This is a genomic window from Sphingomonas sp. S2M10, from assembly GCF_012650175.1.
Classification (GTDB): Bacteria; Pseudomonadota; Alphaproteobacteria; order Sphingomonadales; family Sphingomonadaceae; genus Sphingomonas.
Genome location: NZ_JAAILI010000067.1, coordinates 60,793 through 78,997, shown reverse-complemented (window position 1 = coordinate 78,997; position 18,205 = coordinate 60,793). Strand labels below are relative to the sequence as shown.

Sequence of the window (18,205 nt, the reverse complement as noted above, 5' to 3'; positions counted from 1 at the left end):
GCGGCCATGATGAATCTTGCCGAATACCGCCGCACCGCCAGCCGTCTCGCGGATTTTCTGCCATGGGCCGCATTGGTCGGCTCCGGCGTCGTATTGAACAAGGACGGTTCGTTCCAGAGGACGGCGAAGTTTCGCGGTCCCGATCTGGATTCCTCCATCGCCGCCGAGCTGGTCGCCGTCGCAGGCCGCATCAACAACGCCGTCCGCCGTCTCGGATCGGGCTGGAGCATTTTCGTCGAGGCGCAGCGTAGCGAGGCCGCCACCTATCCCGACAGCCGCTTTCCCGATCCGGCCTCCGCGCTGCTTGACGCCGAGCGCAAGGCGGCGTTCGAGGAGGCGGGCACGCATTTCGTGTCCGGCTACTTCCTGACCTTCCTCTGGCTGCCGCCCGCCGAGGACGCTGCCCGCGCCGAAACCTGGCTCTACGAGGGCCGCGACAAAACCGGGGCAGATCCCTGGGAGTTGTTGCGCGGTTTCGTGGACCGCACCGACCGCGTGCTGGCGCTGCTCGACGGCTTCATGCCGGAATGCCGCTGGCTCGATGACGCCGGCACGCTGACCTATCTCCATTCCACCATCTCGACCAACCGGCATCGCGTGCGCGTGCCGGAGGTGCCGATGCACCTCGACGCGCTGCTGGCCGACCAGCCGCTGACCGGCGGGTTGGAGCCGCGCCTTGGCAACCAGCATCTGCGCGTCCTGACCATCATTGGATTCCCGACCGCGACGACGCCCGGCCTGCTCGACGAGATGAACCGCCTGCCGTTCCCCTATCGGTGGTCCACCCGCGCCATCCTCATGGACAAGATCGATGCGACGCGACTGCTGACCAGAATCAGGCGGCAATGGTTCGCCAAGCGCAAGTCGATCATGGCGATCCTGAAGGAAGTCATGACCAACGAGCAATCCGTGCTCGTGGACACCGATGCCGCCAACAAGGCCGCCGATGCCGACATGGCCTTGCAGGAACTGGGGGCCGACATGGCGGGCATGGCCTATGTCACAGCCACGGTCGCGGTCTGGGACACAGATCCGCGTCTGGCCGACGAAAAGCTGCGGCTGGTCGAGAAGATCATTCAGGGCCGTGACTTCACCGCCATGTCTGAATCCGTCAATGCCGTCGACGCTTGGCTCGGCTCGCTCCCCGGACACGCCTATGCGAACGTCCGGCAGCCGCCGGTCTCGACTCTCAATCTCGCCCACATGATCCCGCTGTCGGCCGTGTGGGCGGGGCCGGAACGGAATGATCATCTGGGTAGCGCCCCCTTGCTCTACGGCAAGACCGAGGGAAGCACTCCGTTCCGGCTTTCCCTTCACATCGGCGATGTCGGCCATACCCTCGTCGTCGGCCCGACCGGCGCGGGGAAATCCGTCCTGCTGGCGCTCATGGCGCTCCAGTTCCGGCGCTACGACCGCAACCAGGTCTTCGCCTTCGACTTCGGCGGCTCGATCCGGGCCGCATCGCTCGCCATGGGCGGCGACTGGCATGACCTCGGCGGCGGGCTGACCGAAGGCGACGAGGCATCCGTCTCGCTCCAACCGCTCGCCCGCATCCACGATACCTATGAGCGCGCCTGGGCCGCCGACTGGATCGTCGCCATCCTCATGCGCGAAGGCGTCGCCATCACGCCCGAGGTGAAGGAACATATCTGGACGGCGCTGACCTCGCTCGCCTCCGCTCCAGTCGGGGAACGCACCATCACCGGCCTGACGGTGCTGCTCCAATCCAATGATCTGAAACAGGCATTGCGACCCTACTGCATTGGCGGGGCCTATGGCCGACTGCTCGACGCAGAGACCGAACATCTCGGCTCGGCCGATGTTCAGGCATATGAAATCGAAGGGCTGGTCGGCACCGGGGCCGCGCCCGCTGTGCTCGCCTACCTGTTTCATCGCATCGGCGACCGGCTCGACGGCCGCCCGACGCTGCTCATCATCGACGAAGGCTGGCTGGCGCTGGACGACGAGGGCTTTGCGAGCCAGCTCCGCGAATGGCTGAAGACGCTCAGGAAGAAGAACGCCTCCGTCATCTTCGCCACGCAGAGTCTCTCCGACATCGACGGCAGCAATATCGCGCCTGCCATCATCGAAAGCTGCCCGACACGGCTTCTCCTGCCGAACGAACGCGCCGTCGAGCCACAGATCACCGCCATCTATCGGCGCTTCGGCCTCAATGACCGGCAGATCGAGATCCTCGCGCGGGCGACGCCCAAGCGGGACTATTACTGCCAGTCGAGGCGCGGCAACCGCCTGTTCGAGCTGGGCTTGTCCGAAGTCGGCCTCGCGCTCTGCGCCGCCTCCGCCAAATCCGACCAGACCCTGATCGCCGAGATCGTCACCGAGGTCGGCCGCGACGGCTTCCTCGCCGCCTGGCTGCGCCATCGCGGCGTCGATTGGGCGGCCGATCTCATCCCCGATCTCACCAATCTCACTGAGCGGCCGGAAACCCCCGTGCCGGATAGTTCCCATGAAGAGGAGAGCCTTCCATGACCCTTATTCCCATGTCCCGTATCGCGGGCGTTTCCGCCCTCGCGCTGGCCCTCGCCGTGCCGGTCTCACTGTCGCCCATGCTGACGGCGCCCGCCTATGCCTGGCGCATCGTCTATGACCCGTCGAACTACGCCCAGAACGTGCTGACGGCCGCACGCACGCTGGAGCAGATCAACAACCAGATTACCAGCCTTCAGAACGAAGCGCAGATGCTCATCAACCAGGCGCGCAATCTGGCAAGCCTGCCGTATTCCTCGCTCCAGCAGCTTCAGCAGAACGTGAGCCGCACCAAGCAGCTTCTGGATCAGGCTCAGAACATTGCCTTCGAAGTCGGCCAGATCGACCAAATGTTCCAGACCCAATACGGCAATGTCGCCCTGTCCTCGACCGATGCCCAGCTCGTCGCCGATGCCCGGTCGCGCTGGGACAACACGGTCGGCGGCTTGCAGGATGCGCTCCGCGTGCAGGCGGGCGTAGTGGGCAATATCGACACCAACCGCACCGAGATGTCCGCGCTGGTCGATCAGAGCCAGGGTGCCACCGGCGCCTTGCAGGCGACGCAGGCGGGAAACCAGCTCCTCGCCCTCCAGTCGCAGCAGCTTTCCGATCTGATCGCGCTCATCTCCGCCAATGGCCGGGCCGACGCGCTGACGGAAGCGGAACGCGCCACCGCTGCCGAACAGGGGCGCGTCCAGCGCCAGCGCTTCCTGACACCCGGCGGCGGCTATCAGCCCGGCAACGCGGTGATGTTCAACAACTGAGAAACCGGGAAACGGGGGACACCATGGACGGCAAGCTGCTGGCCCGGCTCGGGGCAATCATATTCGTCGCCATCGCAATCACCGCCACGGTGATCGAGATGAGCCGGCAAGACCAAACGGCGCCCGACAGAATGGTGCCGAGGCCTCGCCAGCCCTCGGACGAATTGAGCCAGAGCCTGCGCAACTGCCAGCAGCTCGGCGAGGCGGCCGTGAGCAATCCCGGCTGCCTCGCCACCTGGGCCGAATCCCGCGACCGCTTTCTCGGCCGGACACCCGCACCGCTCCCGCCGCGCCCCGTCGAGGGAGAGTGATCCGATGGGCGGCACCGGCGTCATCGACAATTTCCTTGGGATTTTCACATCCTATATCGACAGCGGCTTCGGCCTGCTCGGCGGCGAAGTCGCCTTCATCGCCACCACACTCATCGTCATCGACGTGACGCTGGCCGCCCTGTTCTGGTCCTGGGGGGCCGACGACGACATCATCGCCCGGCTGGTCAAGAAAACCCTGTTTGTCGGGGTCTTCGCCTACATCATCGGCAACTGGAACTCGCTCGCCCAGATCGTCTTCGACAGCTTTGCGGGGCTTGGCCTGATGGCCACCGGCACCGGTTTTTCCGCGGCGGATCTCCTGCGTCCCGGCCGTGTTGCGCAGACCGGCCTCGATGCCGGCCGGCCGCTGCTCGAAGCCATCTCCGATCTCATGGGATTCGTCGCCTTTTTCGAGAATTTCATCCAGATCGCCTGCCTGATGTTCGCCTGGGTGCTGGTGCTGCTGGCGTTCTTCATTCTCTCGGTCCAGCTTTTCGTCACCCTGATCGAGTTCAAGCTGACCACGCTCGCCGGGTTCGTCCTCATTCCATTTGGGCTTTGGGGCAAGAGCGCCTTCATGGCCGAAAAAGTCCTCGGCAACGTCGTGTCGTCCGGCATCAAGGTCCTGGTGCTGGCCGTCATCATCGGCATCGGCTCGACGCTGTTCTCGCAGTTCACCGCAGGCTTCGGGGGCGCGACGCCGACGATCGACGACGCAATGGCAATCGTTCTCGCCGCGCTTTCCCTTCTCGGTCTCGGCATTTTCGGCCCCGGCATCGCCAATGGCCTGGTCAGCGGCGGCCCGCAGCTTGGCGCGGGCGCCGCTGTCGGCACCGGCCTTGCGGTCGGCGGTGCAGCGCTTGCTGCCGGCGGCGCTGCCGGCCTCGCCCTGAGAGGCGGTGCTGCTGCCCTTTCCGGCGGCGCCGCAGCCGTCCGTGGCGGTTCAGCCGCCGCAGGTGCGGCATCGACCGCCTACAGCCTCGGCTCGATGGGCCAGTCCGGCGCAGCAGGCGTGGCATCCGGTCTCGGTGGGGTCGCAAGCGCGGCCGGTTCCGCCGCGGCATCGCCGCTGAAGCGTGCCGCTTCGAAAGCAACCGAAAGCATGAAATCCAGCTTCTCCGATGGCGCGAAAGGCGGCTTCGGCGTGACCGGCGGTTCCTCGACGCTCGGCACGATAGGCGGTTCCGACCCTGCGGATAGCGCTTCCGTCTCCGGCCCCCGTGGTGGCGCACCGGATTGGGCCAGGCACATGAAACGCAGCCAGACCCTCAGCCACGGCGTCTCGGCCGCCGCCCACGCCGTTCGATCCGGCGACAGTCATGGCGGCGGCTCCTCCGTCAATCTTTCCGAAAGCGACCGCATATGAGCATCTTCAAACGACCCGCAACCCACTACGGCAAGTCGCCGGAACCCGAAACGCCCTATCAGAAGGCCGGACAAATCTGGGACGAGCGGATCGGCTCGGCCCGCGTCCAGGCGAAGAACTGGCGATACATGGCCTTCGGTTCCCTGATCCTCTCGGCCGGCTTCGCCGCCGCCCTTGTCTGGCAGTCGGCGCGCGGGACTGTCGTTCCCTGGGTGGTGCAGGTGGACAATCTCGGACAGGCGCAGACCGTCGCGCCTGCCGTTGCCGACTACCGTCCTACCGATCCGCAGGTGGCATGGCATCTCGGCCGGTTCATCGAACAGGTCAGGAGCATCCCGGCCGACCCGATCATTGTCCGGCAAAACTGGCTGCGCGCATACGAATGGACGACGGATCGCGGCGCGGCGGCCTTGAACGATTATGCGCGCAGCAACGACCCGTTCACGAAGGTCGGCAAGCAGCAGATCGCCGTCGAAGTGTCGTCGGTCATCCGCGCCTCGCCCGACAGCTTCCGCATCGCGTGGACCGAGCGGCACTACGAGAACGGCCAGCTCTCCGCGACCGAGCGCTGGACGGCGATTCTGACCATCGTGATCCAGCCCCCGCGCAACGCCGAGCGCCTGCGCGCCAATCCCCTCGGTATCTATGTCAATGCGATCTCCTGGTCGCGGGAGATGACACAATGAACATATCCCATCGCAGCTCGGCCGTTCCGGCTTTCCGTAAATCCGCAATGGCGGCTTTGCTGCTTTCCGCAACCATGCTGGCCGGCTGCGCCACCAATCGCCCTCCGCAATTCAGCTACGATGCCGACGTGCCGCCATTGCCCATCGTGCAGGCTGCCGCGACCGACGACCGACCCCGGCCATTGCACACGCCACCGGCCTGGACGGTTGCGCGCGGCGGCACCGCTGCCGGAACACCGGCCGGTCGTGTCGAGAACGCCAACGCCGCCGCGCGCGTAGAGCCGCGCCGCGAGGGCTACTATAACGCCATCCAGATCTATCCCTGGTCGGAAGGCGCGCTCTATCAGGTCTATGCCGCGCCGGGACAGATCACGACCATTGCGCTGGAGCCGGGCGAGAGCCTGACCGGCGCGGGACCGATTGCGGCAGGCGACACCGCCCGCTGGATCATCGGCGACACGGAAAGCGGCTCCGGCACGACGCGCCGGGTCCATATTCTCGTCAAGCCGACCCGGCCGGACATCACCACCAACCTCGTCGTCACCACCGACCGCCGCACCTATATGATCGAGCTGCGCGCGCGGGAGGCGCTCTACATGCCCGCCGTGGCCTGGGCCTATCCGGCACCGCCGCCCGGCCAGCGCCAGAGCGTTCCCGTCGCACCGATCATCCCGGCCGAGGCCGCGCGCAATTATCGCTACGGCCTGACCGGCGACAACCCTCCCTGGCGGCCCATCTCCGTCTTCGACGATGGCCGCCGCGTCTATATCGTCTTCCCGCGCGGCATCGTGCAGGGCGAGATGCCGCCGATCTTCGTCATCGGTACCGATGGCGAGACCCAAATCGTCAACAGCCGCATCTATCATAATGTCCTGATCGTGGACCGCCTGTTCGGCGCGGCCGAGCTGCGCCTTGGCAGCGGCAAGCAGCAGCAGACGGTCAGGATCGTCCGCGTTGAAGAGCGCCAGGCCGCCACGCGACCCGTAGCAACCGGAGAATCCCCGTCATGACCGAAGACAGCGCCACCACGGACACCACAGCGCCGATGCGGCTGCGGGCCGCGCCGCCGCGTGTCACCCGCCTGTCCCGCAAGATGCTCGCCGGTGTCGGAGCCGCCGCCCTTCTCGGCATCGGCGGAGCGCTCATCTACGCCCTCCAGACCCGCGACATGGGATCGGGCGGCGAGGAACTCTATTCGACCGAAAACCGGCCTACGGCCGATGGTCTGTCCGGCCTGCCGCGGGACTATACCGGCCCCATCCTGGGACCGGCATTGCCGGGCGATCTCGGCGGCCCGATCCTCGATGCCCGGAATCGGGGCCAGCCCGTCGCAGCCCCCGTCGTGATGACGCCTGCCGTCGATCCGGCTGAACAGCGCCGTCTCGCCGAGGAAGAGGCCGCGCGCGTCAGCCGCGTCTTCTTCCAGACCGCGCCGACAACGGGGACCGCCCCCGACACCGCCAATCCAAGCCTTGCCGGTCTCGGCCTCGGTGGCCAGCCCGCGACACAGGACCGGCATACTGCCTTCCTGAATGGCCCGGTAGATCGGCGGACAGTCGCCACGGATCGCATCGCCGCGCCGGCCTCGCCCTACATCCTTCAGGCCGGGGCTGTGATCCCGGCCGCGATGATTACCGGCATCCGTTCCGATCTCCCCGGCCAGATCACGGCGCAGGTCACGGAAAATGTCTATGACAGCCCGACCGGCAGCCTGCTCCTGATCCCGCAGGGAACGCGCATCATCGGCCAATACGATGCCGGCGTGACCTTCGGCCAGCGCAGGGTGCTGCTGGTGTGGAATCGCCTCATCCTGCCCAACGGCCGCTCCATCGTGCTGGAGCGGCAGCCCGGCGCGGATGCCGCCGGCTACGCCGGCCTCGAGGATGGTGTCGATTATCACTGGTGGGATCTGATGAAGGCCGCCGGCCTGTCCACCCTGCTCGCCATCGGCACGGAACTGGCGACCGACGACGAGGACCGGCTGATCCGCGCTATCCAGGACGGGGCGCAGGACACCATCAACCAGGCCGGACAGCAGATCATCCAGCGCCAGTTGCAGGTTGCGCCGACATTGACGATCAGGCCCGGTTTTCCGGTCAGGATCATCGTCACCCGCGACCTTGTTCTCGAATCCTACCGAGGCTGACCATGACGAAGCTGAAGCTCGGCCCGCTGGCCGACGACAAGCCGGTGAAGATGACGGTGGAAATGCCCGCGCAGCTTCACCGCGATCTCATCGCCTATGCCGAGGTGCTGGCCCGCGAGACCGGGCAGCCCGCTGCCGATCCCGTCAGGCTCATCGTGCCGATGCTGGAGCGGTTCATCGCCACGGATCGCGGTTTTGCAAAGGCACGGCGATCACCGGGTCGGAGCGCCGACGGGACAGCCTAGTCCTCGCGAACTGCCTTCTCCCCGTCTGCCTTTGCAAGACGAGCCGGATATTTCTTCGAGAATGCTTTGGCGAGGCTGAGCAGCCTGCGAAACGCCGGGTTTTCATTGGCCGGCGACCAGACAGCGCAGAGCGGTATGACCTCATTGCCCAGCCGGCGATAGACGACCCCGGGAAAGCTCATCGCCGTGTAGGATTCGATGACGAGCGTCACCTGCTGGCCGCCCGCCACGATCTGCATGAGCGTATCCCGATAGACGGCCTGCCTCTCGACGATGGGGCTTGCCCCCAGCATCGCCAATCGCAGCCGGAGATAGTCGGTGATCTGCGGCCCCGGTGCGACCTCGGTCACGACAAACCGTCGATCCTTGATGTCCGGCCAGCCGATAGCCTCCAGTCTGGTCAGATCGTCGGCTTCGGCCATGGCGATATAGACGCGCTCGTTCCAGAGCTGGGCGATTTCGCAACCGGGAGCTTCGAATATTCCGATCAGGAAGGCAATATCGATCTGACGCTGGCGGATTGCCGCGATAAGCCCGGCGGGTTCCTTCTCCACATAGTCAAGCCTGATGCCAGGATGCCTCGTGTCATAGCCTTGAAGCAGTTCGGTCACGAAGGTCGAAGCGAAGGAATCGAGTATTCCGATCCTGACCGTCCCGCTTTCACCGCGCCCGATCGTGGCGGCATGGTTCCCGGCGGCATCGATCTGACCGAGAGCCTGACGCGCATGGTGAAGGAAGCGCTCACCGGCTTCGTTCAGGCGAACACCGCCCGCATATCGGGAAAACAAACTGGCGCCGACACTATCTTCGAGATCACGAATACGCCGGCTGACGGCCGAAGATTCGACCCCGAGCGCCGCTGCGGCGCGTCGGAAACTTCCGTGCTCCGCGGCGGCGATCATATAGCGCAGATGTCGCACCTCTATCTGCAATCGTGGGCATCCCTCTCAAATCTCGCATATGCTGCAATCCCCGTGATCGCGGCAAAGACAGATACTGACCTCGACGATTGCCGTAGCCCTCATTTCCCCGTTCCCTGGTTGGGTTCGTCGATCCAGCGACTGCCGTGCGCCACATCGCGATCGGCACGCCACCGCTACGCGAGGAACGCTGGTCGAGGATTGCGTTCACGCATTCCGCGATGAAGCTGGCCGACATCCTCTCTTACGCGATGCGCGGCCAGTGTGAATCTCTCAGAAAAATCGCTTGCCCGAAAGGTGATGTCTATAGATCCAAAGGCGGAATTCACCGCTTCATTTCCTGCTTTCACATGATTGACCGGAGGGCCTTGCCCGAGGAAATCATGACAGGCCTACAACATATGCACGAAAGGGAGGAAGCAATGTGGAGGGTCGGAATCGACGTCGGCGGTACGTTTACAGACTTGTTTGCATGGGAGGAGAAGACCGGCAAGCAAGTTACCGCCAAAGTTCTCACGACGAAGCAGGATCGCTCGATCGCAGTTCTCGAATCGATCGAAAAAGCCGGGATCAGCATCTCTGACATCTCATATCTGATGCACGGCACGACGACGGCCACCAATGCTTTGATCGAGCGCAGCTATCCGGATGCCGCCTTCATTACGACAGAGGGCTTCCGCGACACTATCGAGATCGGGCGCCAGCATCGCCAGCATCTCTATGATCCTTACCAGACCAAGCCCAAGCCGATCATCAAGCGCCGCTATCGCTATACAGTTCCCGAGCGCACTAATGTGCGCGGTGAAACCGAGCGCCCGCTCGATGTTGCCGTGGCGCGCGGAGTGGCCGAAAAGATCAAGGCCGCGGGCATCCAGTCCGTCGCGATCGGCTTCATCAACTCTTATGCCAGCGGCGAGCATGAAGAACAGATGCGCGACATCTTGCGGGAATATTGCCCGGATCTTCATATCGTGCTGTCGTCCGAGACCCGTCCAATCTTCCGCGAGCATGGCCGTTTCGTCACCACCGCAGTGCGCGCCGCGTGTATGCCGGTGATGGTCAAGTATATGGACGATCTGGAAAAGCGGCTGGACCAGCACGGGTTCACCGGCAAGCTGCTGATCCTCAAGAGCAGCGGCGGCGTCATGTCCGCGGGCGCGGCGCGTCAGCATCCTGAAGACATGCTGGAATCCGGCCCCGCCGGCGGCGTGGCCTATGCCGGCTATCTGACCGAACAGAGCGGTTTCGACCGTATCCTGCACACCGATGTCGGCGGCACCAGTTTCGACGTTTCAATCGTCGAACACGGCAAGGGCCTGATCACCCGCGACCATGAGCTGGAATGGGAAGTGCCGATCGTCGTTCCGATGCTCGACATCCACAGCGTCGGTTCCGGCGGCGGCTCGATCGGCTGGGTCGACGCGGGTGGCTCGCTGCGTGTCGGTCCGAAGAGTGCCGGCTCCGAGCCCGGCCCGGTCTGCTATGGCCGTGGCGGCACACAGCCCACCATCACCGACGCCAACCTGCTGCTTGGCCGTCTTGACCCGACCCTGAACGGCAAGATCGACCTCGATATCGAGGCGGCCCGTAAGGCGATGGACAAGCTGGCCGGCGAGATCGGCCTGACGACCCTGGCGACCGCCGAAGGCATGATCCGCATCGGCTGTGAATACATGGCGCAGGCGGTGAAAAAGGTTCTGGTCGCCCGCGGCCGCGACCCGCGCGATTTCGTCTATGCCAGCTTCGGCGGCGCCGGCGCTCTTGCGGCGTGTTTCGTCGCCAGATCAATGAACATCCCCAAGGTCATCGTGCCGCCGCATGCGGGCGTCGCCTCGGCCTTCGGCGCGACCGTCATGGATCTGCGTCAGGACATTGAGCACTTCTATTACTCGCCGGTCATGGAGGCCGATCCGGGCAAGGTGAACGAGATCCTGAACGACCTCGAAGCCAGTGCGAGGAAGGAACTCGTCCAGCAAGGCTTCGCCAACGAGCAGGAAATCGAAATCATCCGCAGCGCGCAGATGCGCTATGTGGGCCAGTCCTACGAGGTGGACACCCCGTTGCCGAACGGTGTGCTGACCACCGCCCATCTGCCGGGCATCGAGAACGAGTTCCACGGTGTTCACCTGCAGGAATTCGGCGTCAGCTCGGATGATTTTGCCCCGGCCTTCGTGTCGTTCAGCGTCACCGCCATTGGCCGGATGGACGATCCGCCGCCGGTCGAAGTCCATTACTCGGCCGACGAGAAGGCGGCTATCAAGGGGCAGCGCGACGTCTACTTCGACGGTGAATGGACCAGATGCGATATCTATGAGGGTGAGGCGCTGACCACTCACCACCAGATCCATGGCCCGGCAATCATCGAATACGATCACGCCTGCACGGTCCTGCCGCCGAAGACCCACGCCCATGTCAACGCGATGGGTGCGCTGGTCATCGACATCGAAATCTGAGGGGGAGGAAAAATTATGAGCCAGAACATCGTTCATACCGATATAGACATCGACCCCATCACCTTCGAGGTGATGCGCAGCATCTTCGAATTCGCCTCCGACCGGATGGCCACCGTTCTTCAGCGGTCGTCGTTCTCGCCGATCCTGGCGGATATGCTCGACTTCTCGAACGCGATCTATGACGCGGATCTGCAACTGCTAAGCCAGGCGGCGAATTGCCCGGTCCACCTTGCGGCGATGAAGTTCTCGGCGGAGGAAGCCGTGAAGGGCGTCGGCAAGGACAACGTGCATGAAGGCGACGTGCTTGTGCTCAACGATCCCTATCGGGGCGGCACCCACATCAACGACATCACCTTCACCAAACCGATTTTCTACAAGAAGGAACTGATCGGCTACGGCGTCAGCCGTGGTCACTGGATGGACCTGGGCGGCGGCGGCGCCGGTGGCCAAGCGTTCAGCACCCACATTGCCGCCGAAGGCTTGCGCCTGCCGCCGCTGAAAATCTATTCCGGCGGCAAGCTCAACGAAGACCTTCTGGCGATCATCCTCAACAACTCGCGCACGCCGCACTTCATCAAGGGCGACGTACAGGCTCATCTCGGCGCGCTGCTGGCGGCCGAGCAGGAGATGCAGCGGGCATGCGAGCGCTACGGCGTCGACATCGTCCGCGCGGCGATGAAGAAGATCCAGGCCTATACCGAAAAGATGGTGCGCGAGAGCATCCGCACGATCCCGAACGGTATCTACGAGGCAGAAGATTATGCCGATACCGACGGCATCACCCAGAAGCGCGTCATGGTAAAGGTGCGGCTTGAAATCGGGGATACCTCGATCAAGGTCGACTTCACCGGCACCGATCCGATGTGCCAGGGTGCGATCAACTCGCCCAAGGCCAATACCATGTCCGCGGCGCTCTATTCGCTCCAGTTCTTCCTGGCGCCGGACGCTCCGCAGAACCAGGGCCTGTTCAACCCGATCGAGGTTGTCCTGCCGGAAGGCTGCTGGCTGAATGCCACATGGCCGGCCCCGACCATCGGCTGCACGACGCTGACGGCATCCAAGATCACCAGCGCGATCTGGCAGGCTCTTGCGAAGGCGATCCCTGAACGAGTCACGGGATCGACGTGCTCGGATGCCAACTGGTTCGTGGCAAGCTGCGTCGACGCCGAAGGCCGGGCGGACGTGTTCTCCGACCTGCCCGCCGGCGGCTGGGGCGGCACGCCCTATTCGGATGGCATGAACGTCACCATGGACCCGCTGGGTAACTGCATGAACATGGCGGCCGAGACGGCGGAACTGTTCTTCCCGATCGCTTACGAAGCCTTCGAACTCAGGAAGGATTCCGCCGGCGCCGGCCAGTATCGCGGCGGCCTCGGTTCGGTGTTCAAGGTACGCTTCTTCGGCGGCGGCGAGCTGGGCATGGAAACCTCGCGCACGCTGGCCGGCAGCCCCGGCGCTGCCGGCGGTCTAACCAGCGCCGTGCAGCGGTCCAGCCATATCCGAGCCGATGGCGCGCTGGAGGTGATCGGCGGCATCGACGACACGGGGAACTGGCACAATCCGCTGCTGGCCTCGCACAAGTTCGGCGCAGGCGAGACCTTCATGTTCGAAAGCACGGGCGGCGGCGGCTGGGGCAACCCGCTGAAGCGCTCGGCCGAGGATGTGCTGGAAGACGTGCTCGACGAGTATATCAGCCTCGATGCGGCCAAGCGCCTCTATGGCGTGGTCATCGACCCGAACTTGCTCAAGGTCGACGAAGCTGCAACCGCCGCGCTGCGCGGCTGAAAGACCGGCGTTCCGGACGCTGCGACATGAGAGGACCGATTGGCGTGGCCCGGAAACGGGCTGCACCAACGGACAGGACTTGTGCCGCGCCCGCGCCGGATTTGCGTCGGCAGGCCGGCCGAACGACAGGGAAAGACCATGAAATTCCGCATTTCAAAGCCGCTCAAGCGCAGCTACTGGCAGGACTCGATGGTATCGTCCGAGCCTTGCCCGCCGCTGGTGGGCGAGAGCCGCGCTGACGTCGCGATCATCGGCGGCGGCTTCGTCGGCCTGTGGACCGCCCTAACCATCAAGCAGCACGAACCGGATTGCCGGGTCGTGCTGCTGGAACAGGATGTTTGCGGTGGCGGAGCGTCCGGTCGCAATGGCGGTTTCGTCATGTCTTGGTGGCCGAAGATCGGCACCATCCGCTCCTTCTGCACCGTCGAGGAGGCGCTGTTTCTGGGGCGAAGCGCCGAGGTGGCCATTTCGGAGCTCGGCGAATTCTGCAATCAGCACGGAATCGACGCCCATTTCGTGCAGAAGGGCTGGCTGTGGACGGCGACCACGCCCGCCCATGTGGATTCGTGGAACGGTACGTTGCAAGCCTGCGAGAAGCTGGGCGTCCGCCCGTTCGAGCGCCTTTCGCCCGAAGAGGTGCGCCGCCGCACCGGCTCGCCCGTGCATCTTGGCGGCGTGTTCGAAGCCTCCAACGCCACCGTGCAGCCCTATGCGCTGGTTCAGGGCATGCGTCGCGTGGCGCTTGAGGCGGGCGTCGTCATTCACGAACAGAGTGCCGTCGAACGCATCGAGCCGGGCACGCCGGCGAAGCTCATCAGCCGGGCAGGTGCGCTGGCGGCAGATAGGGTTGTGCTGGCGACCAATGCCTGGTCGGCGGTGCTTCCGGAGCTTTTGCGCCTCATCACGCCGGTCAACAGTTCCATCGTGGTGACCCGGCCGCTGGGCGATCAGTTCGACGAGATCGGCTGGACCGGCGGTGAATCCATCACCGACTCCCAGTTGCTCGTGGATTACTACCGCACCACGCGTGACGGGCGCATCGCCTTTGGAAAGGGCACGGGCGCGATCGCCTATCGCTCGGAAATCAATGGGGTGTTCAGCGAGGACGCCGACAGCATCGCGCTGACCAGCGCCGATCTCTTCTCGACCTATCCGGATCTGGACGGGAACGTGGTCGCCGACAGTTGGTCCGGCCCCGTCGACCGCACCTATGACAGCCTGCCGGTATTCGGTAGGCTGGGTGGCCAGCCCAATCTTTTCTATGGCATCGGCTGGAGCGGCAATGGCGTCGGTCCAAGCCGCCTGGGAGGGCGTATCCTCGCCGGCCTTGCGCTTGGCCGCGATGACGAATGGAGCCGCTGTTCCCTCGTCGGCAGGGCATGCAAGGGCTTCCCGCCCGAACCCTTCCGCTATCTGGGCGGCAGGATGGTGCGTAATGCCGTCCTGCGCAAGGAAAGGGCCGAGTTGCAGAGCAAGCCTCCGGCGCTGTTCGACAAGCTGCTTGCCCGTCTCGCCCCTTCCGGTCTCGAAGACAAATCTTGAGGAGTTCATCATGGCGCCTGTCCTGATCCGCATCGAAGACGAAAGCGCCTTCAGCGCACCAGCCCCCGTGGGCGCTCCGACCAGCGAGCAGATCGCAATGACACGCATCGCCGGCATTACGGAAACCCCTGCCGGCAACGCCGGTATCTGGGAATCTACGCCCGGCCGTTTCCGCCGTCAGGTCGCCCAGGCCGAATACAGCTACTTCATCGAGGGTGAGGGCAGCTTTACCCCCGATGACGGCCAGACCGTCGAGTTCCGCGCCGGAGATTCGATCTATTTCCCTGCCAACGCGCAGGGAGAATGGGAAATCCGAAACACCGTTCGCAAGGCCTATCTGATTCTGGGCTGAGAGGCTGCGGGAAGCGACCGCAAGAGGGTATGGGGCTGACGGCAGAAACGGCGCCTCTGTATTTTCGCCAGTCCCGGCGTACAGTCGCGCAAGCCGTCTCAACTCACTTGCAGGACCGTTCAATGCCTCTACGGATCATGGACATCATCAACATGCCGGAATTGCGCACCCGTTTACTGACCGGCGGCGCGGCAACGGAACGGATGGTTCGCTGGGCGCATGTCTGTGAATTGCCCAATCCGACGGAATGGCTGGGAGAAGGCGATCTGCTGATGACGACGGGGATCGGCATTCCGAACGATCCCGTTGCGCAGGAGCAGTATGTGGAAGCGCTGGCGCAGGCAGGGTTGGCGGGCATGATGATCGGTGAGAACATGCAGGCTCCCGGCGATTTGCACGCATTGCAGGAAACTGCGGAGCGACTGGGCTTTCCCGTCCTGATGACGCATTACGGCGTTCCCTTCGCAAGCGTGACGAAGGCAATCGTCGATGCGACCCGCACGGAGGAGATCGAGCGGCGCAACGCCATCGCCAGGATTTACGTCAGCGCCCGCCTTGCCATCGAAGGGATCGATCTGGACGTGCTCCTGCGCCGTCTGGAAGAGGATGCGCAGGCCGGTCTGGTGCTCTGGGATCCTCAAACGCAGCGGCCGTGGTTGCCGAAGAACGTCAATTTGCCCGAAAGGCTTCGCGAAGCCCTGCACAATCAAAAACCGGATGCCGCGGATTCCCAGCCGATGGTGCGCCGATACGCGCTCCAAGATGGAGAAGTTCTCGGCATTGTCATTCCTTCACGCCGCAAATGCGTTCTGCTGGCACGGCGCAGCGGGCGTGATTTCCTCGATTACGGTCTGCTGCACCACATAGCGGCGGTTTTCGGTATCGCCCTTGAGCGGTTGCATGTCGAAAAGGAGCGCGCCGTCCATATCGGCTCGGAACTGCTGGACGATTTGCAGCATCTTCGCCTGGCCCGCCAGCAGGCGGTCAAACGTATGGCGCAATTCGGCATCCATCTGGAAACCGCGCATCTGGCGGTGGCGCGGCGCGGCGGGCTCTCATTGTCGGACTGGGCCATGCTGTTCGAGCACTCGGATGCGCCGGTCTTGCTGTCCCCGCAAGGCGAAGAGCTTCTACTGCTGCTGCCGTCCGGCTCGGTTTCATCCGTAGAGGCCATTCTGGATGCCAGGATGGGGCTGAGTGACCAGATCGCCTATTTCGAGCGGTTTTCGGAAGCCTTGCGCGAGGCGCGTCTTGCCGTCGCGCATGCCGATCCGGGCCAGCCGACGGTGTTCTACGCGCAGGTGGCCGACAAGTTGCCGTGGCTGCCGCAGAACCTGGACGAGGCGCGAGAAACCTTCCGCCGAGTGCTGGGCAGTGTGGCCGAGCATGACGAGGAATCCCGTGCCTCGCTGCTCTATACGCTGAAGATCTTTCTCGAACAGAACAGGTCCTGGCAGTCCACCGCCGGAAAGCTGCACATCCATAAGACCAGCCTGACCTATCGCATCCGCCGCATCGAGGGCCTTACCGGACGTTCGCTCAACAACACGGCGGATGTGACGGCACTGTGGCTGGCTCTTCAGGCGGCCGAAATACTCAACCTGCCCCAGATCGCGGGCCGGAAAACGGTAAATAACGCCGGTCGATCCGGCGCAACGAAAAGGATTTCCGACGATGCGTAAGCCTGCCCTGTTGCGGCAACAAGCCCATATCGATGGCCGCTGGGTCGATGCCCTTGATGGGCAGACCCAGCCGATCCACAACCCGGCCAATGGCGAGCTGATCGGCACGGCGCCGCTGATGGGAGCGAAGGAAACCCGGCAGGCCATTGAGGCCGCCGAGCGGGCGCTTGGCCCCTGGCGCGCGCTGACGGCCAAGGATCGTGCCGCCCGACTACGCGAATGGTTCAACCTCATCATTCAGAATCAGGATGAACTGGCCTATCTGATGGTGCTGGAACAGGGCAAGCCGCTGGCAGAAGCGCGCAGCGAGATCCTTTATGCCGCCTCCTTCGTCGAATGGTTCGCCGAAGAGTCCAAGCGGGTCTATGGCGACGTCATTCCTTCGCCGCAGGCGGAGAAGCGTATCCTGGTGCTCAAGCAGCCCATCGGGGTGACGGCGGCGATCACGCCTTGGAACTTCCCTTCGGCCATGGTGACGCGGAAGGCCGCTCCGGCCCTTGCGGCGGGCTGCACCATGGTTCTGAAACCGGCCCCGCAAACACCGTTTTCCGCGTTGGCGCTGGCCGATCTTGCCGAACGCGCGGGGATACCGCCCGGAGTATTCAACGTCGTCACGGGTTCTGCGACCGAGATCGGCGGCGAGTTGACCGGCAATCCGGTCGTGCGCAAGCTGAGCTTCACTGGCTCGACCCAAGTCGGCCGACTGCTGATGGCGCAATGCGCCCAAGACATCAAGAAACTGTCGCTGGAGCTTGGCGGCAATGCCCCCTTCATCGTCTTCGAGGATGCCGATCTTGATGCGGCCGTCGAAGGCGCGCTGGCATCGAAGTACCGCAACAATGGACAAACCTGCGTTTGCGCCAATCGTCTTTACGTCCATGACAAGGTTTACGACGCCTTCGCCGAAAAGCTGGCAGCGGCGGTCGAGGCGTTCCGGCTTGGCGACGGTTTGCAGGATGGTGTCACGATGGGGCCGCTGATCGATGCCGCGGCTGTGCGCAAGATCCAGTCGCACATCGAGGATGCGGTCGGAAAGGGTGCAAAAATCCTCACCGGCGGCAAGCCGCATTCACTGGGAGGCACGTTCTTCCAGCCGACTGTCCTGACAGACGTACCCCGCGACGCCCTGGTTGCGCGTGAGGAGACATTCGGCCCACTGGCGCCACTGTTTCGCTTCACCGACGAAGCCGAGGCGGTGGGATATGCGAACGATACGGAATTCGGCCTGGCCGCCTATTTCTACACCCGCGATCTGGGCCGCATCTTCCGCGTCGCCGAGGCGCTGGAATATGGCATGGTCGGTATCAATTCAGGGGCGATTTCCACCGAGGTCGCGCCCTTCGGCGGCATGAAGTCCTCTGGCCTCGGGCGCGAAGGTTCCCGATACGGAATTGAGGATTACCTCGAAATCAAATACCTGAATGTTGCCCTGTAGATGAAAGCCGCCGCTATAGTGCGATGCTGTT

15 protein-coding genes are annotated in these 18,205 nt (G+C 64.0%); 14 read left to right on the top strand and 1 reads right to left on the bottom strand.

The features are described from left to right. The first annotated feature begins 6 nt into the window (after nucleotides 1-6). From trbE to S2M10_RS16810, 8 genes are read left to right on the top strand one after another with little or no spacing between them, the layout of a single operon-like run. Nucleotides 7-2,490, top strand: a complete 2,484-nt coding sequence (trbE, locus tag S2M10_RS16845; protein WP_168847087.1) for a conjugal transfer protein TrbE — start codon at nucleotides 7-9, stop codon at nucleotides 2,488-2,490. Then, complete coding sequence (gene trbJ / locus S2M10_RS16840; protein WP_168847086.1) at nucleotides 2,487-3,251, top strand: P-type conjugative transfer protein TrbJ; 765 nt, start codon at nucleotides 2,487-2,489, stop codon at nucleotides 3,249-3,251. Before trbE ends, trbJ begins: the two co-directional genes overlap by 4 nt. A 23-nt stretch (nucleotides 3,252-3,274) precedes the next feature. Further along, complete coding sequence (gene trbK-alt / locus S2M10_RS16835; RefSeq protein ID WP_168847085.1) at nucleotides 3,275-3,562, top strand: putative entry exclusion protein TrbK-alt; 288 nt, start codon at nucleotides 3,275-3,277, stop codon at nucleotides 3,560-3,562. 4 nt (nucleotides 3,563-3,566) lie between these two features. Next, complete coding sequence (gene trbL / locus S2M10_RS16830) at nucleotides 3,567-4,928, top strand: P-type conjugative transfer protein TrbL (RefSeq protein ID WP_168847084.1); 1,362 nt, start codon at nucleotides 3,567-3,569, stop codon at nucleotides 4,926-4,928. Further along, nucleotides 4,925-5,614, top strand: coding sequence for a conjugal transfer protein TrbF (gene trbF, locus S2M10_RS16825; protein WP_168847083.1), 690 nt, complete (start codon nucleotides 4,925-4,927; stop codon nucleotides 5,612-5,614). The genes trbL and trbF overlap by 4 nt, the downstream gene beginning before the upstream one ends. Next, the gene (gene trbG, locus S2M10_RS16820; protein WP_168847082.1) at nucleotides 5,611-6,624 is read left to right on the top strand and encodes a P-type conjugative transfer protein TrbG; all 1,014 of its coding nucleotides are present in this window, start codon (nucleotides 5,611-5,613) and stop codon (nucleotides 6,622-6,624) included. Before trbF ends, trbG begins: the two co-directional genes overlap by 4 nt. Continuing rightward, entirely contained in the window at nucleotides 6,621-7,760 is a 1,140-nt protein-coding gene (locus S2M10_RS16815) for a TrbI/VirB10 family protein (protein WP_211091100.1), read from the top strand. Before trbG ends, S2M10_RS16815 begins: the two co-directional genes overlap by 4 nt. A 2-nt stretch (nucleotides 7,761-7,762) precedes the next feature. Then, nucleotides 7,763-8,005 carry a DUF2274 domain-containing protein gene (locus S2M10_RS16810; RefSeq protein ID WP_168847081.1) on the top strand — a complete coding sequence of 81 codons (243 nt, stop codon included), beginning with the start codon at nucleotides 7,763-7,765 and terminating at the stop codon, nucleotides 8,003-8,005. Here S2M10_RS16810 and S2M10_RS16805 read toward each other — a convergent pair. Further along, nucleotides 8,002-8,925, bottom strand: a complete 924-nt coding sequence (locus tag S2M10_RS16805; RefSeq protein ID WP_348770624.1) for a LysR family transcriptional regulator — start codon at nucleotides 8,923-8,925, stop codon at nucleotides 8,002-8,004. The two genes, S2M10_RS16810 and S2M10_RS16805, sit on opposite strands and share 4 nt — an antisense overlap. 146 nt (nucleotides 8,926-9,071) lie before the next feature. Here S2M10_RS16805 and S2M10_RS16800 point away from each other — a divergent pair, with 146 nt between their 5' ends. The 6 genes from S2M10_RS16800 to gabD all read left to right on the top strand — a co-directional run bounded on the left by S2M10_RS16800 (nucleotide 9,072) and on the right by gabD (nucleotide 18,174). Continuing rightward, on the top strand, nucleotides 9,072-11,378 hold the full coding sequence (locus tag S2M10_RS16800) for a hydantoinase/oxoprolinase family protein (protein ID WP_211091099.1): 2,307 nt from the start codon (nucleotides 9,072-9,074) through the stop codon (nucleotides 11,376-11,378). A gap of 15 nt (nucleotides 11,379-11,393) precedes the next feature. Then, nucleotides 11,394-13,163 carry a hydantoinase B/oxoprolinase family protein gene (locus S2M10_RS16795; protein ID WP_168847080.1) on the top strand — a complete coding sequence of 590 codons (1,770 nt, stop codon included), beginning with the start codon at nucleotides 11,394-11,396 and terminating at the stop codon, nucleotides 13,161-13,163. A 138-nt stretch (nucleotides 13,164-13,301) separates the two neighbouring features. Continuing rightward, nucleotides 13,302-14,705 (top strand): FAD-dependent oxidoreductase, encoded by a 1,404-nt coding sequence (locus tag S2M10_RS16790; RefSeq protein WP_168847079.1) that lies wholly within the window; start codon nucleotides 13,302-13,304, stop codon nucleotides 14,703-14,705. 10 nt (nucleotides 14,706-14,715) lie between these two features. Then, entirely contained in the window at nucleotides 14,716-15,057 is a 342-nt protein-coding gene (locus tag S2M10_RS16785; protein WP_168847078.1) for a cupin domain-containing protein, read from the top strand. A gap of 137 nt (nucleotides 15,058-15,194) precedes the next feature. Then, nucleotides 15,195-16,739 (top strand): PucR family transcriptional regulator, encoded by a 1,545-nt coding sequence (locus S2M10_RS16780; RefSeq protein ID WP_211091098.1) that lies wholly within the window; start codon nucleotides 15,195-15,197, stop codon nucleotides 16,737-16,739. After that, nucleotides 16,732-18,174, top strand: coding sequence for an NADP-dependent succinate-semialdehyde dehydrogenase (gene gabD, locus S2M10_RS16775; RefSeq protein WP_168847076.1), 1,443 nt, complete (start codon nucleotides 16,732-16,734; stop codon nucleotides 18,172-18,174). The genes S2M10_RS16780 and gabD overlap by 8 nt, the downstream gene beginning before the upstream one ends. Nucleotides 18,175-18,205: the final 31 nt, after the last annotated feature.

Bases quoted from the DNA above. Each gene is read 5' to 3' on its own strand.
- trbE (WP_168847087.1), top strand. From the start codon at position 7: ATGATGAATCTTGCCGAATACCGCCGCACCGCCAGCCGTCTCGCGGAT.
- trbJ (WP_168847086.1), top strand. From the start codon at position 2,487: ATGACCCTTATTCCCATGTCCCGTATCGCGGGCGTTTCCGCCCTCGCG.
- trbK-alt (WP_168847085.1), top strand. From the start codon at position 3,275: ATGGACGGCAAGCTGCTGGCCCGGCTCGGGGCAATCATATTCGTCGCC.
- trbL (WP_168847084.1), top strand. From the start codon at position 3,567: ATGGGCGGCACCGGCGTCATCGACAATTTCCTTGGGATTTTCACATCC.
- trbF (WP_168847083.1), top strand. From the start codon at position 4,925: ATGAGCATCTTCAAACGACCCGCAACCCACTACGGCAAGTCGCCGGAA.
- trbG (WP_168847082.1), top strand. From the start codon at position 5,611: ATGAACATATCCCATCGCAGCTCGGCCGTTCCGGCTTTCCGTAAATCC.
- S2M10_RS16815 (WP_211091100.1), top strand. From the start codon at position 6,621: ATGACCGAAGACAGCGCCACCACGGACACCACAGCGCCGATGCGGCTG.
- S2M10_RS16810 (WP_168847081.1), top strand. From the start codon at position 7,763: ATGACGAAGCTGAAGCTCGGCCCGCTGGCCGACGACAAGCCGGTGAAG.
- S2M10_RS16795 (WP_168847080.1), top strand. From the start codon at position 11,394: ATGAGCCAGAACATCGTTCATACCGATATAGACATCGACCCCATCACC.
- S2M10_RS16790 (WP_168847079.1), top strand. From the start codon at position 13,302: ATGAAATTCCGCATTTCAAAGCCGCTCAAGCGCAGCTACTGGCAGGAC.
- S2M10_RS16785 (WP_168847078.1), top strand. From the start codon at position 14,716: ATGGCGCCTGTCCTGATCCGCATCGAAGACGAAAGCGCCTTCAGCGCA.
- S2M10_RS16780 (WP_211091098.1), top strand. From the start codon at position 15,195: ATGGACATCATCAACATGCCGGAATTGCGCACCCGTTTACTGACCGGC.
- gabD (WP_168847076.1), top strand. From the start codon at position 16,732: ATGCGTAAGCCTGCCCTGTTGCGGCAACAAGCCCATATCGATGGCCGC.